Below are 13,978 nucleotides of genomic sequence, written 5' to 3' on the forward strand. Positions count from 1 at the left end.
TTGGCCACTGAATCCTCGGTCCGGAGTGAATTCATGAGCTTTCGACGTCTCGCCTCAATTCACGCAATCACTCCGGCGCGGCCTGTTCGTCGGCGGCGGCCATGAATGGCTGGACGCTGGAGACCGCCGGATCAATCGGCCACGACGCCGTGACCATCGTCGAAGGATCCTCCTTCTTGATTTCGGCCGGCAACGGTGATCTGGACCCCGCCCTGGCGCACGGCGCTTACTACCAGGACACCCGGATCCTCTCGCGCTGGAACCTGATGGTCAACAACCACGTGGTGGAAGGACTCATGGCGGTGAACCCGGAACCGTACCGGGCGGTGTTCACCGGCCGTGCGCCCCAGCCGGACGGAGCAGCCGACCGTCCCATGGTGATTGAGCGTGACCGGCAGGTGGGCGACGGTGTCCGGGAGACGCTGACCGTGCGCAACTACTCCAGCGCTCCCGCGCCCTGCAGCATCAAACTGGCGGTGGAAGCAGACTTCGCGGACCTGTTCGAGGTCAAGGCCGGCCGGAAGACCAGGCAGCTGCGCCCCTCACACCGGCCTGAGGGCCACCGGCTGATCATCAGCGGGCGCCACAACGGCAGGTTGCTGGGTGTCACGGTCAGCGCCCCGGGAGGGGACGTGAACCGGCACGGCGTGATGTTCAAGGTGACGGTGCCGGCGAAAGGATCCTGGACCGCCACCATTGTGGTCACACCCAGCTCGGACGGCAGCGAACCGCCGGGCAAGTTCTCGGCCAGCGTCCCGCACCATGAGTCGGTTCCCGCCCTGCGCCACCGACGCTGGTGGGCTGCCGCACCGCAGATCAGCACGGACAATCCGGTGCTCGAAAGGATACTGCGCCAGAGCCAGCAGGACCTGGGCTCGCTGCGGATCCCGGACCCGGCGCATCCGGACCGCACCGTGATTGCCGCGGGAGCACCGTGGTTCATGGCCCTGTTCGGACGCGACTCCCTGCTGACCTCCCTCATGGCGCTTCCCGTGGATCCCACCATCGCGCTGGGCACTCTACAGACGCTGGCCGAACACCAGGGCCAAAAAATCAACAAGCTCACAGAGGAGCAGCCCGGGCGGATCCTCCACGAGGTACGCCTCGGTGCAGGCGGCGCCCTGTCGCTGGGCGGGGACGGGATCTATTACGGGACGGCGGATGCCACCCCGTTGTTCGTCATGCTACTGGGGGAGGTCAGCCGCTGGGGACTGGAGCCGCAGGCGGTGCAGGAACTCCTGCCCAGTGCGGACCGGGCGCTGGACTGGATTACCAACTACGGGGACCGGGACGGGGACTGCTTTCTGGAATATGAGCGCGCCACCCGGCACGGGCTCCTCAACCAGGGCTGGAAGGACTCCTACGACGGCATCAATTTCGCGGATGGCACGCTCGCTGAACCACCCATCGCACTCTGCGAGGTCCAGGGCTATGTCTACAGCGCCTACGTGGCCCGGGCGCTGCTGGCCTTGGACACCGGAGACGCCACCCTTGCCCGGACCTGGGGCGACCGGGCTGCCGCACTCAAAGAGGAGTTCAACCGCAGGTTCTGGCTGCCGCAACGCGGATACTTCGCCGTGGCCCTGGACAAGGACAAACGGCCCGTGGATGCCTGCGCTTCCAACATGGGGCACTGTCTGTGGTCAGGCATCGTGGACGATGACAAGGCGCTCCTTGTGGCGCAGCGCTTGATGGAGCCGGACATGTTCTCCGGCTGGGGCGTCCGCACGCTGGCCTCCACCATGGGCGCCTTTAACCCGGTCAGCTACCACAACGGCTCCGTCTGGCCGCATGACAACGCCCTGATTGCCGCCGGCCTGATGCGCTACGGCTTCGTTGAAGAGTCCCAGCGCGTGGCCATGGCCATCTTCGACGCCGCGGAGGCTTTCGGCGGCAGGCTCCCGGAGCTGTTCTGCGGTTTCCCGCGCGAAGCGGGCCGGGCCCCGATTGCCTACCCGTCGTCGTGCTCACCGCAGGCCTGGGCATCGGCCACGCCCATCCACCTCATCCGGGTCCTGCTGCGATTTGATCCGTCCGCCTCCACCGGCCGGCTCTGGCTGAGCCCTGCCTTCCCGGACGGATTCGGCTACCTGCGGAAAGAGCAAATGCCGCTGGCCGGTTCCCGGCTGACCATCGAGGTCTCGGGCAACAGCGCACACGTGACGGGGCTGCCGCCGTCGATTGAGCTGCATCTGGGGACGCAGGAACCCCTGGCGGACCTCATTAGGGTCCACCATGACCCCGGCCGGAAGGCTGGCTGATGTAGGAGGCACAATGCGTATCGGCATCTTGGCGCCACCTTGGATTCCTGTACCCCCGCCTAGCTACGGAGGGACGGAATCGGTGGTCCACACGCTTGCCGTGGGGCTCGCGGAGGCAGGGCACGACGTTGTGCTTGCCGCCTCGGCCGACAGCACCTGTCCCGTTCCGAGGGTTCCGAGCCTCTCGGAATCGTCCGACCTCTGCATGGACTCGGGACGGCAGGAGATCCTGCACGTTCTCCGCGCCTACGAAGCCATGCAGGATGTGGACATCGTGCATGACCACACGCTGCTGGGCCCGCTGTGCCAGCGGAGGGTGCCGGATGTTCCCCGTGTCACCACCCTCCACGGGCCGTTCGACGACGAACTCACGCAGATTTACCGCGCCATGCACCGGGAAGCATCACTCGTGGCCATCTCGCACCACCAGGCGTCCACCGCCCGGGGAGTGAAGATCGACGCCGTCATCCATCACGGCATCGATGTCCGGTCCGTCCGGTACAGCCCGTCGCCCAACGGCGGAGCCTGCTTCCTGGGGCGCATGCACCCAAATAAAGGAGTCCTCCAGGCCATCATGGTGGCACGCCAGGCAGGCATCCCGCTGCGGATCGGCGCTAAGATGCGCGAACCGTTTGAACAGGACTACTTCCACGACGTGATCGAACCGCTGCTGGGCACGGACATCGAATACCTCGGCGAGCTGCGCACAGCGGACAAGTACCTGCTGCTGGGTGAATCCGTCGCGCTGCTGAATCCGATCCAGTGGCCGGAACCGTTCGGTATGGTCATGATCGAGGCGCTGGCCGCCGGCACGCCGGTAGTGGCCACGCGTCGGGGTTCGGCCCCGGAAATCATCAGCGACGGCGAAACGGGGTTCCTCGCGGACAGCCTACAGGGCCTCGCGGAATCGCTCCGCGGCTGCATCTGGCTGCGCCGCAGTGACTGCAGGCGGGCAGCCGAGCAGCGCTTCAGTTCACGGCGGATGGTCCGGGAGTACATCCGGCTCTACTCCGCGCTGCTGGCGGGATCCCCGCGGGCAACGGAGGAGCAGGCCGCTGCCGGGTTCTAACCTGTACTGCTGCCCGCGAGAGTGCCGATCGCCACAGTGGCGTCCAGCTCCGGGTCGCCGGCGAGCCGCGCCGCCAGTCCGGCCTGCCGCATGAGCCCGATGGTCCGCCCCGCCTGGCGCCGGCTCGTCTCGATCAGCACGTGCCCGCCGGGCGCAAGCCAGTCCGGCGCCCCGGCAACAACCCTTCGCTGGATGTCCAGCCCGTCCGGACCGCCGTCCAGGGACATCCGGGGCTCGTGAGTGCGGGCTTCCGGCGGCATGGTCCCGATCGCCGCCGTGGGGACGTAGGGAGCGTTTGCCACCAGGATTCCGATGCGGCCGCGGAGCCGGTCCGGCAACGGTTCGAAGAGGTCGCCCTCATGGACCCGGCCGCCGGCCGGCTCAAGGTTCCGCCTGGCGCAGAGCACCGCATTGGGGTCCAGGTCCGAGGCGTGCAGTTCGATCCCGGCCACGCGTGCTGCCAGGGCAGCCCCCACGGCCCCGGAACCGCAGCAGAGGTCGACGACGGCGGCGCCCCGCCCGCCGTCGTGGGATCCTCCGTCGTGGGAACCGCGGAGCAGCAGCTCCGCCTGCCGGACAAGGAACTCGGTCCGTCGGCGGGGCACGAACACGCCTGTAGCGACCCCCACGCGAAGCCCGCAGAACTCAGCCCAACCGAGGATGTGCTCCAAGGGAAGCCCGGCGATGCGCCGTTCAATCATCGCGTCCAGCTCAGCGGCTGAGGCTGCCGCGCCTGTGAGCAGGCGGGCTTCGTCTTCGGCAAAGACGCAGCCGGCAGCGCGGAGACGGCGGACTGCGTCGTCCGGACTGTCCGCAGATTCCGTCCGGCCGGGCTGACCGGTCCGCAATGAGCTTTCTGGTGGCAAAAGCGGGCTCCCTCAGCAGCGGTCGATGGGATTCATGCTATCGAACGAAGAGCGGTGCCAAGCAACCTTGGGATTTGCTGGAAAATGTCGGTGCAAGCGCTTACAGTGTGACTTGGCTCTCAGTAGCCGGTCTCCCGCATCGTCCTTCACAGCAGCAATGTCGCTTACCGGAAGGTTTCCTCATCGTGTTTTCCCGCAGTGCAATCCATAAGAATCCACCGTGCAAACATTCACCCCTCAGGCCGCCTGCCAGGCTTGCCGCCGCAGCCGTCGCGGCGCTGGTTGCCGCGGCCTCGCTGGCGGCACCGGCCCACGCGACGCCTGAGGCGAAAGGCCCCGGCTCGCCGTCGGCCGCCCATTCGCTCCGCGCTCCGGTGACGGACGAGAACTTCTACTTCGTGATGGCGGACCGCTTCAGCAACGGGAGCAGCGCGAACGACGACGGCGGGCTGGGCTCCGATCCGATGGTGTCCGGCTTCGACCCGACGAAAAAAGGCTTCTACAACGGCGGCGACCTCAAGGGACTGCTGGACAAGATCGACTACATCCAGGGCCTGGGCACCACGTCCATCTGGCTGACGCCCAGCTTCAAGAACAAAGCGGTCCAGCCGGAGGACAAATCGGCCGGCTACCACGGCTACTGGGTCACCGACTTCACCCAGATCGACCCGCACCTGGGGACCAACGCTGAACTGAAGGCGCTGATCGACGAGGCGCACTCGCGCGGGATGAAGGTCTATTTCGACATCATCACCAACCACACCGCGGACGTGATCGGCTACGGAGAAGACCCCAAGGACGCCCGCAAGCCGTACGTCCCGAAGGACGCCGCGCCCTACAAGACAGCCGCCGGCGTGGAGTTCGACGACCGTGACTACGCCGGAAAGGACACGTTCCCGGCGCTGGACCCGGCAACATCATTCCCGTACACGCCTAAGCTGGAACCCGCCGAAAAGGACCTCAAGGTGCCGTCCTGGCTGAACGATCCCGCGCTGTACCACAACCGGGGTGACACCACCTTCCAGGGCGAGGACTCCTTCTACGGCGACTTCTTCGGCCTGGACGATCTCTTCACAGAGCACCCCACCGTGGTGGACGGAATGGCGGATGTGTATGAAACATGGATCAAGGACTTCGGCGTGGACGGTTTCCGGATCGACACCATGAAGCACGTCAACGACGAGTTCTGGCAGGAGTTCGGCCCCAGGGTGCTGGACTACGCCAGGGAACAGGGCAAGGACGAGTTCTTTATGTTCGGCGAGGTTTTTGACACCTCCAAGAGCTTCACCTCCCAGTTCACCACCCGCAACGAGATGCAGGCCGTCCTGGACTTCCCGTTCCAGGACGCCGCCAGGAACTTTGCCTCACGCAGCCAGGCGGCCGCGAACCTTGAGACGTTCTTCGCAGCGGACGACTGGTACACCGACGCCGACTCCAACGTCTACCAACTCCCCACGTTCCTGGGCAACCACGACATGGGGCGGATCGGCAGCTTCATTGCCGCGGACAACCCGGGGACGGACGATGCCGAACGCGTTGCCCGGGACCGGCTGGCCCACGAGCTGATGTACTTCTCGCGGGGCAACCCCGTGGTGTACTACGGCGACGAGCAGGGCTTCACAGGGCCGGGCGGGGACCAGGATGCGCGGCAGACGCTCTTCGCCAGCCAGGTGCCCGAATATCTCGACGATGACCTGCTGGGAACTGACGCCACGCATGCCACGGACAACTTCGACACCGGCCATCCGCTCTACGGCAAGATCAGCGAACTCGCCGCGCTGACTGCAGAGCATCCGGCCCTGCGAAACGGCGCCCACCAGAACCGGTACGCCTCGAACGGTACTGGCATCTACGCGTTCTCCCGCACTGACGCGAAGGACCAGCGCGAATACGTGGTGGCAGTAAACAACAGCGAGACGGCGCAGACGGCAGCGGTGCCCACGTACATCTCCAAGCGCACGTACAGCCGGGTCTATGGGGACACCGGTGGCTCCGCGGCGGAGTCCAAGTCGGCCGCCGACGGCAAACTCACCGTCACCGTCCCGCCGCTTTCCGCAGTGGTCTACGAATCGTCAGGCCGGATTCCGCACTCCAAGGCGGCCCCCGCCGTCGTGCTCCAGGAGCCGGCCACGGCGGCGGGCGACAACGGCAGGATCCGGGTGGCGGCCGACGTCGACAGTTCCTCGTTCTACGAGGTCACCTTCCAGGCGCGGACACCGGGCGGGGAATGGGAGCCGATCGGCACGGACGACACCGCCCCGTACCAGGTGTTCCACGAGGTCACGGGGCTGAACCCCGGCACGGCTGTGGAATATCGCGCAGTGGTCCTCGATAACGGCGGGCACACCTCCGCGAGCGCAGCCCGGACGGGCGCTGTCCCCTCCCCTGTCCTCATAATGCAGAAACCGGCCGAGGGCGGCAGCGTGGACGGCAAGGTGGAAGTCAGTGCCACCGCCAGCCCGGAGAAGGCCGACTACACGGTGAGCTTCGAGCGGAGCGTGGACGGCGGCAGCTGGACTGCCATCGGTTCGGACAGCTCATCGCCGGCCTACACGGTCTTCGACGATCTTGCGGCGCTGGGGATCGCCGACGGCACCGGGGTCCGTTACCGGGCAACGATGTCCGTTCCGGGCGCGGCGACTGTGGTCAGCAATATCCGCACCGTTGTGGCCGGTGAAATCCCGCAGCCGGATTCGGTCACGGTGGCCGGCAGCCTGAATTCCGAGCTCGGCTGCCCGGGCGACTGGCAGCCGGCCTGCGCCTCCGCCTTCATGTCGCTCGACCCGGCGGACAAGGTCTGGCGCCTGACGGTGCCTGAACTTCCAAGGGGAACGTACGAGTTCAAGGCCGCCATCAACGGCGGCTGGGGCGAAAACTACGGGGCAGGCGGCGCCTTCAACGGCCAGAACATCGCGCTGGAGCACCCGGGAGGTGCCGTCACCTTCCGGTACGACCACACGACCCATCTGCTCAGCCCGGTCTACGCGTCGCAGCAACCCGGCGCAGTGGCTGCGGCCGGCAGCATGAATTCGGAGCTGGGATGCCCGGAGGACTGGTTGCCGGCGTGCGACAAGGCCCAATTGGTCCTGGACCCCGCCGACCTGGTCTGGAAGCTGTCCGTACCCGACCTTCCCGCCGGTACCTACGAGTTCAAGGCTGCCCTGGACCGGTCCTGGAATGTGAGTTACGGTGCCGGCGGCTCGCCGAACGGCGCCAATATCAGCCTGGCGCACGACGGCGGCCCCCTCACCATCCGGTACGACCACTTCACCCACGTGATGACTGCCGGCTAGGCGTCCCGGGCCCGGGCGCGCCTACCACCGGCGTGGCGGTCCAGCTCGTGGACGTTAACCGGGAAAGCAGCGCCGCCCTCTCCTGAGGACGGCGCTGCTTTGTGGTGCGTGGTTTTGTTGCCTTCTTAGACCAGGGTGGAGGTGTCGATGACGAAGCGGTAGCGGACGTCGGAAGCCAGGACGCGTTCGTAGGCATCGTTGATCTTCTCGGCCGGGATGACTTCGATCTCGGCGCCGAGGTTGTGCTCGGCGCAGAAGTCGAGCATTTCCTGGGTTTCGCGGATGCCGCCGATTGCCGAGCCGGCGAAGGACCGGCGGCCCATGATCAGCGAGAACACGTTCACCGGGAGCGGCTCCGCCGGGGCGCCCACGTTCACCAGGGCACCGTCGAGGGTCAGCAGCTGCAGGTAGGAGCTGATGTCGATCTTGGCGCTGACAGTGTTGATGATCAGGTCGAAGCTGCCGGCCAGGTCCGAGAAGGTGTTCTCATCGCTGGTGGCGTAGTAGTGGTCCGCGCCCAGGCGCAGGCCGTCTTCCTGCTTCTTCAGTGACTGCGAGAGCACGGTGACCTCGGCGCCCATGGCGTGCGCGATCTTGACGGCCATGTGTCCGAGCCCGCCGAGTCCCACGATGGCCACCTTCTTGCCGGGTCCCGCGCCCCAGTGGCGCAGCGGCGAGTAGGTGGTGATGCCGGCGCAAAGCAGCGGCGCGGCGACGTCGAGCTCGATGCCCTCCGGGATCCGGACGACGAAATCCTCGGTCACCACGACGTGGGTGGAGTAGCCGCCCTGCGTGATGGTGCCGTCGCGGTCCACGGCGCCATAGGTGCCGGTCATTCCCTTGAGGCAGTACTGCTCCTCGCCCTTCTCGCAGTTCACGCATTCGCCGCAGGAGTTCACCATGCAGCCGACGCCGACGCGGTCGCCGACGGTGTGCTTGGTGACTTCGGCGCCGACCTCGGTGACGATTCCGGCGATTTCGTGGCCCGGTGCCAGCGGGTACTGCTGGGGTCCCCAGTCGCCGCGGACGGTGTGGATGTCGGAGTGGCAGATGCCGGCGTACTTGATCTCGATCAGCACATCGTGGGGCCCGACGTCGCGGCGTTCGATGGTGGTGGGAATGAGGGCTCCGTCAGCGGACGGGGCAGCGTAAGCGTTAGCGGTAAGCAATTTCTCTCCAATGTTGGGTGAGGGATTGGTTCGGTTGGGTGGAAGTCTTAGGGGCGGATGAGCACTTTGAGCGATGCGCGGTCGGCCATGGCCCGGTAGCCGGCGGGGACGTCGTCGAGGGCAACAGTATGGTCAAACATCTTGCCGGGCTGGATTGTTCCCGACAGGATGTCCGGCATGAGTTCTTCGATGTAGGCCCGGGCGGGGGTGTCAATGGCGTCCTGGGTGCCTACGCACTCCAGCACCGTGTGCGTTCCGTCGCCGCCGGTGAGTTCGCGCATGCGTTCGATCCCTTCGTCCCCGCGTTCGGTTGATGTCCGTGGCACCGAATTCGAGTCCCAGGTCCGTACGGTCCTTGTGCCGGCCCATGAGCAGGAGCGTGGGTTGATGTAACGGTGCGTTGGGCCGGTCAGCCGGCGTGCGCCGTCGTCGTGGTTTCCGCAGGGGTGGCCTGTTCTGCAAGGACTTCCTTGAGCGCAGTGGCGGCCGTCATGGCGTTCGGCCACCCTGCGTAAAAGGCCAGATGGGTGATGGCCTCCACCAGCTCGTCCGGGGAGAGTCCGTTGGAAAGTGCCAGGCGCAGGTGGGAGGGAAGCTGTCCTGTCCGGTACAGCGCGGTGAGCGTCGCGACGGTGATGAGGCTGCGGTCCTTGGGTGAGAGCCCGGGCCGCGCCCAGACGTCACCGAACAGCACGTCGTCGGTAAGCTGCGCCAGTTTGGGCGCGCGTCGCCGATGAGCCGCTGGGCCGGTGAGGGGGTCTCTGTTGCCATGGTGGTGCTCCTTAGGATGTTTTCGGTGCTTATCCAACAAACCGCGTCCTCTCCGCGCGGGGAAGGTTCTGCTGATACAGGTACTGACAGGGCCTCCCAGCCGCCGGTGAAGCCTCCTAGTGTTGAATGCGTGAAACGCCGCGCCTATGGGGCGCCGCCGCGACGCCCACTGGCGCGCAATCCAGCCAAACGCAAGGCAGCCGCAAGTCCAGCAACAAAGGGAGACCAGTTGGAAATCCAGCCGAAGACGCCAAGCAACAAGGGACCCGCGGAAATGTTCACCGGCGACGTCTGGTTCGACGTGATCGCCAGGGGCGAGGAACCCTCGCAGCTGCGCGTGAATATGGTCCGTTTCTCGCCGGGCGCCCACACCGCGTGGCACTCGCACGCGAACGGCCAGACCCTGCATGTGACCGAAGGCCGTGGCCTGGTCCAGTCCCGCGGCGGCGAGGTCATCGAGATCCGTCCCGGCGACACCATTTACACGCCGCCGGGTGAAGAGCACTGGCACGGCGCCGCCCCGGGCCACTTCATGTGCCACCTGGCCATGTGGGAAGCCTTGGGCGAAGGCCAGGAGGGCCCGGAAACCGCTTGGGCCGAGCACGTGGACCGCTCGGAGTAGGGGTTTCCTGACTGGCTCGGCCTGGCGCTCCCCGTTCCCGGGGCGACCGGCGGCTGGCGTATTTCCGCAGCCCGAGCAGCAGGCCTAAACGTCATACCCCCGCGGCAGACTTAGTTCATGGAAGCCGTGGGGGATTCTGCAGCAGGAGGGGCATTGCGGTGGGCCAAACTGCCCGCTGCCCGTGCCGCTGTTCAGCCTCCTGCTGTTCAACCGCCGGCTCCTCAACCGTTTACCGCGCGCGTCCGCGGCCTTCGCAGTGTCCCTGCGGGACGCCAGCATCCACTTGAAGCAGCGTCCGACGGCGGAGGGTCCGGTGATCTCGCCAGGAGCCTTGAGCTGCTCAAGGGGATCGGTTCGACAGCGGCCGAGGACGCCGCGCTGTTGAGCTTCCGCGAGGCTGCGGACTTCGCCGGCCACGTCGAGGAAGTCTCCCGGGTAGTCGAATACCTGCAGATCGTCGCGGCCGGGGCAGTGGACCGAACCCGGCGTGAAGCCGCCGCGGCAGCGCGCTCGGCCGCAGTCGGCACAGGAGCGGCGGGGTCAGCGGGCTCGGGCCGGGCTGGCCGGGCTGCCGGCTGGGTCACGGGATGGGGCGCAGAACCGACCGAAACGGCCGCCGCCGGCCAAGCGTCAACCGTTGCGGGACCGGACCCTGCCGATGACGGGTGCCGGAACGCTGCGGAGTTCCTCCGGTCCCGGCTGCGGATCAGTGTCGCCGAGGCCCGGCGCAGGATGGCCCTCGCGGCCGATCTGCTGCCCCGTGCCGGGTTCGCCGGCCACACCGAACCTCCGGTCCGGCCCGAACTCGCCGCCGCCGTTACCGCCGGGACCGTCGCATCCCGGCCCGCGACCATCATCACCCTTGCCCTGGAGCGGGTCCGGCACCACGCCGACGCGGACACCACGGCCCGGATGGAACACGCCCTGACCCGGACCGCGGCCGAAAACGACACGGACTTCCTGACCCGGGTCGCCCGGCAATGGACCGACGCGATCGACCAGGACGGATCCGAACCCTCCGAAGAGGAACTCCACCGCCGGCAGGGCGTATTCCTCCGCCGCGCCCGCCGCGGACTCCACCACCTGGAAATCTTCGCCACCCCGGACCAGTACGAATCACTGCTGACCGTGATGAACACCGCCACCAACCCCCGCACCCCGGCAGGCGGCACTGACGGCAGCAGTGACGTCCCGGTACCAGGAGACACTGACGGAACCGCCAGGCAGGACACCAGCGAAGGCCCGGACACCGCCGCCGGCAGAGAAGCTGCCCTGGACCTGGACCTGGACCTGGATCTGGGCCAGGATCTGGACCGGCGGACCCGGCCGCAGCGGCTCCTCGACGGCCTCGTCGGCGCCTGCAAAACAGCCCTCACCACCGGCGCACTCCCCGCCGCGGGAGGACTCCGCCCGCAGGTCATGGTCACCATCGACTACCGCGACCTCCTGGACCGCCTCGAGCAGACCACCGCCCAAGGACCGCGCTACCGCACCCCGGCCGCAGGCACCGGAACAAGTACCAACGACAGCCCAACCGGATCACCCGGCATTCCGAGCATCCACGGCATCCCGGGCACGGGCTCGTTCATGTTCACCGGCCCGGTCACAGCCTCCACGGTCCGGAAGATCGCCTGCGACGCCGACATCATCCCCGTCCTGCTCGGCAGCGAAGGCCGCATCCTGGACATCGGCCGCACCACAAGGATTTTCCCGCCGCACATCCGCAAAGCCATCACCGCCCGCGACCAGGGCTGCGCCTTCCCCGCCTGCACCATCCCCGCCACCTGGTGCGAAGCCCACCACATCACCTACTGGTCACACGGCGGACCCACCAGCACCGACAACGGAACCCTCCTCTGCTCCCATCACCACCACCTCATCCACAAAGAACAATGGACCATCCAAGTCAAAACCGGCATCCCCTGGTTCATCCCGCCACCCCACATCGACCCACGACAAAGACCACAACGGAACAGATACTTCAGGCTCGAATGAGATGCTGCCAGGCGCAACCGTGCGCTGACCAAGCGGGCGAACGCAGCAACGCCGATCGGATCAAGTCGGAATCGCTAGCGGGGCCGGCACGACGTTCAAGGCGCGCCCCGCTGCAGGCAAGGAATGCGTTAGTCCAGGAAGGCGTCGGCTGCCGCCAGTGCCTCGTCCAGGATGGCCAGACCCGCGGCGGCGTCGGAGTCGTTTACGTTAAGGGGAGGAGCGACATTGACGCGGTTACCCATAGTCAGCGGCAACATGCCCCGGTCCAGGCATGCCTTGGTGAAGGCAACCATTGGCGCATTCGCCGCACCAGTGGCTCCTATCGGGACGAGCGGATCTTTGGTCAACCGGTCGCGGACCAGTTCGACGGTCCAGAGGCCGCCGATGCCGCGAACGTTGCCGACGGACTCGTGCTTCCCGGCAAGCTCCCTGAGCCCTGGCCCCAGGATGTCAGTGCCGAGGCGGGCGGCTGCCGCAACGGTGCCCTCCTCGTGCATCGCGCTGATGGCGCCGACGGCTGCGGCGCAGGCGAGCGGGTGTCCGCTGTATGTCAGGCCCGCGGGGTAGGGGCGTCTGGTGAACATCTCGTAGATCGCGTCGCCGACCAGCACGCCGCCCAGCGGCACGTACCCGGAGTTCACGCCCTTCGCGAACGCCATCAGGTCGGGCGCCACGCCATCGTGGTCGACGCCGAACCAGGCGCCCGTGCGGCCGAAACCCACCATTACCTCGTCGGCGATGTAGACGATGCCGTGGCGGTCGCACAGCTCACGGACCCCACGCAGGTACCCGGCCGGTGGCACAATGACACCCGAGCTGCCGATCACAGATTCCAGAACCAGGCCGGCGATCGTCGACGGGCCTTCCAACAGGATTACCTGTTCCAGATGGGCGAGCGCCCGCTCGCACTCTTCCTCCGGCGTCCTCGATCCGAACGCCGACCGGTACAGGAAAGGTCCAAAGAAATGGACGGCACCTGCCGCGCCGGTGTCCGAAGCCCAGCGGCGCGGGTCGCCGGTGAGGTGGATCGATGCCGCCGTCGAGCCATGATACGAGCGGTAAGCCGCGAGCACTTTCGGCCGGCCGGTGTAGAGGCGCGCCATCCGAACCGCATGCTCGATAGCCTCAGTCCCGCCGGTGGTAAACAGCACGTGCCCAAGGCGCTCCGGCGCGACCTCCACAATCAGCCGCGCCGCTTCGCCCCGGACATCGGACGCGTGGCCAGGTGCGAGCGTGCACAGACGGTCGGCCTGCTCCTTGATCGCAGCCACGATGCGCGGATGCTGGTGACCAAGGTTGGTGAACACCAGCTGCGAGCTGAAGTCCAGGTAGCGCCGTCCGTTGGCGTCGATGACGTAGCTCCCGGAGCCGCCGACAAAGGTTGGCACGTCCCGCGGCCCCTGAACAACCCAGGGATGGAAGACCAGTTCGTCGAGATTCATGACCAACCTCCGTTGCTTCAGTGCCGGGCTGTCCCTCGGCGGTCTCTTGAACGTCAGGAACGGGAAACGAAGATAGTTAGTGAACCCGTTCGTCCTGCCTAGCTCAGGCAGAGGCAGAAGGGGTGGCCGGCGGGGTCGAGGAACACGCGGAAGGTTGTGCCGGGCTGCGTCTCCGCTTTGGTGGCTCCCAGCCTGATGACCTCTTTTTGCCCGTAGTCCAGGTCCTGCACCACCATGTCCAGGTGCATCTGCTGTGGGTGGGACTGGCCGGGCCATTCGGGCGCCTGGTAGCCGTCCACCTGCTGGAACGAAATGCAGTTGCTGCCGTCGTCGGGCCGGATCTCGACCCAGTCGCCGTCATCCTTCACGTTCCAGCCGAGCAGGGCAGCATAAAAGGCCGCAAGGGCTCCAGCGTCGGGGCAGTCGATGACGAGGGTGGGGAAGCGTGCGATAGCCATACGGGCATGCTACCGGCGGAAGGTGGGGGGTG

11 protein-coding genes are annotated in these 13,978 nt (G+C 66.8%); 5 read left to right on the plus strand and 6 right to left on the minus strand.

Annotated features, from left to right (window positions below; translation table 11 throughout):
• Window positions 1-101 precede the first annotated feature (101 nt).
• A complete protein-coding gene (locus J2S97_RS08505) occupies window positions 102-2,261 on the plus strand; it encodes an amylo-alpha-1,6-glucosidase (RefSeq protein ID WP_307048293.1) in 2,160 nt (719 codons plus the stop codon).
• Between the two features lie 82 nt (window positions 2,262-2,343).
• Window positions 2,344-3,330 (plus strand): glycosyltransferase family 4 protein, encoded by a 987-nt coding sequence (locus tag J2S97_RS08510; protein WP_373460524.1) that lies wholly within the window; start codon window positions 2,344-2,346, stop codon window positions 3,328-3,330.
• Here J2S97_RS08510 and J2S97_RS08515 read toward each other — a convergent pair.
• Window positions 3,327-4,196, minus strand: coding sequence for a putative protein N(5)-glutamine methyltransferase (locus J2S97_RS08515; RefSeq protein ID WP_307048297.1), 870 nt, complete (start codon window positions 4,194-4,196; stop codon window positions 3,327-3,329). The genes J2S97_RS08510 and J2S97_RS08515 overlap by 4 nt on opposite strands.
• Window positions 4,197-4,381: 185 nt before the next feature.
• Here J2S97_RS08515 and J2S97_RS08520 point away from each other — a divergent pair, with 185 nt between their 5' ends.
• Entirely contained in the window at window positions 4,382-7,489 is a 3,108-nt protein-coding gene (locus J2S97_RS08520; protein ID WP_373460525.1) for an alpha-amylase family glycosyl hydrolase, read from the plus strand.
• Between the two features lie 125 nt (window positions 7,490-7,614).
• Here J2S97_RS08520 and J2S97_RS08525 read toward each other — a convergent pair whose 3' ends face one another.
• From J2S97_RS08525 to J2S97_RS08535, 3 genes are all read right to left on the minus strand, one after another.
• On the minus strand, window positions 7,615-8,658 hold the full coding sequence (locus J2S97_RS08525; RefSeq protein WP_307048299.1) for an NAD(P)-dependent alcohol dehydrogenase: 1,044 nt from the start codon (window positions 8,656-8,658) through the stop codon (window positions 7,615-7,617).
• Window positions 8,659-8,705: 47 nt separating this feature from the next.
• Window positions 8,706-8,939, minus strand: a complete 234-nt coding sequence (locus J2S97_RS08530) for a hypothetical protein (RefSeq protein ID WP_307048300.1) — start codon at window positions 8,937-8,939, stop codon at window positions 8,706-8,708.
• A 128-nt stretch (window positions 8,940-9,067) separates the two neighbouring features.
• Window positions 9,068-9,352 carry a carboxymuconolactone decarboxylase family protein gene (locus tag J2S97_RS08535; protein WP_307048302.1) on the minus strand — a complete coding sequence of 95 codons (285 nt, stop codon included), beginning with the start codon at window positions 9,350-9,352 and terminating at the stop codon, window positions 9,068-9,070.
• 306 nt (window positions 9,353-9,658) lie between these two features.
• Between J2S97_RS08535 and J2S97_RS08540 the strand changes: the two genes are divergently transcribed.
• On the plus strand, window positions 9,659-10,051 hold the full coding sequence (locus J2S97_RS08540; protein ID WP_307048304.1) for a (R)-mandelonitrile lyase: 393 nt from the start codon (window positions 9,659-9,661) through the stop codon (window positions 10,049-10,051).
• Between the two features lie 117 nt (window positions 10,052-10,168).
• On the plus strand, window positions 10,169-12,046 hold the full coding sequence (locus J2S97_RS08545) for an HNH endonuclease signature motif containing protein (protein ID WP_307048305.1): 1,878 nt from the start codon (window positions 10,169-10,171) through the stop codon (window positions 12,044-12,046).
• Between the two features lie 128 nt (window positions 12,047-12,174).
• Here J2S97_RS08545 and J2S97_RS08550 read toward each other — a convergent pair whose 3' ends face one another.
• On the minus strand, window positions 12,175-13,509 hold the full coding sequence (locus J2S97_RS08550) for an aspartate aminotransferase family protein (RefSeq protein WP_307048602.1): 1,335 nt from the start codon (window positions 13,507-13,509) through the stop codon (window positions 12,175-12,177).
• A gap of 77 nt (window positions 13,510-13,586) precedes the next feature.
• Window positions 13,587-13,946, minus strand: coding sequence for a VOC family protein (locus J2S97_RS08555; protein WP_307048307.1), 360 nt, complete (start codon window positions 13,944-13,946; stop codon window positions 13,587-13,589).
• Between the last annotated feature and the right edge of the window lie 32 nt (window positions 13,947-13,978).

The sequence above is a fragment of the Arthrobacter oryzae genome (assembly GCF_030812315.1).
Classification (GTDB): Bacteria; Actinomycetota; Actinomycetes; order Actinomycetales; family Micrococcaceae; genus Arthrobacter; species Arthrobacter oryzae_B.

Bases quoted from the DNA above. Each gene is read 5' to 3' on its own strand.
- J2S97_RS08505 (WP_307048293.1), top strand. From the start codon at position 102: ATGAATGGCTGGACGCTGGAGACCGCCGGATCAATCGGCCACGACGCC.
- J2S97_RS08530 (WP_307048300.1), bottom strand. From the start codon at position 8,939: ATGCGCGAACTCACCGGCGGCGACGGAACGCACACGGTGCTGGAGTGC.
- J2S97_RS08545 (WP_307048305.1), top strand. From the start codon at position 10,169: ATGGAAGCCGTGGGGGATTCTGCAGCAGGAGGGGCATTGCGGTGGGCC.
- J2S97_RS08555 (WP_307048307.1), bottom strand. From the start codon at position 13,946: ATGGCTATCGCACGCTTCCCCACCCTCGTCATCGACTGCCCCGACGCT.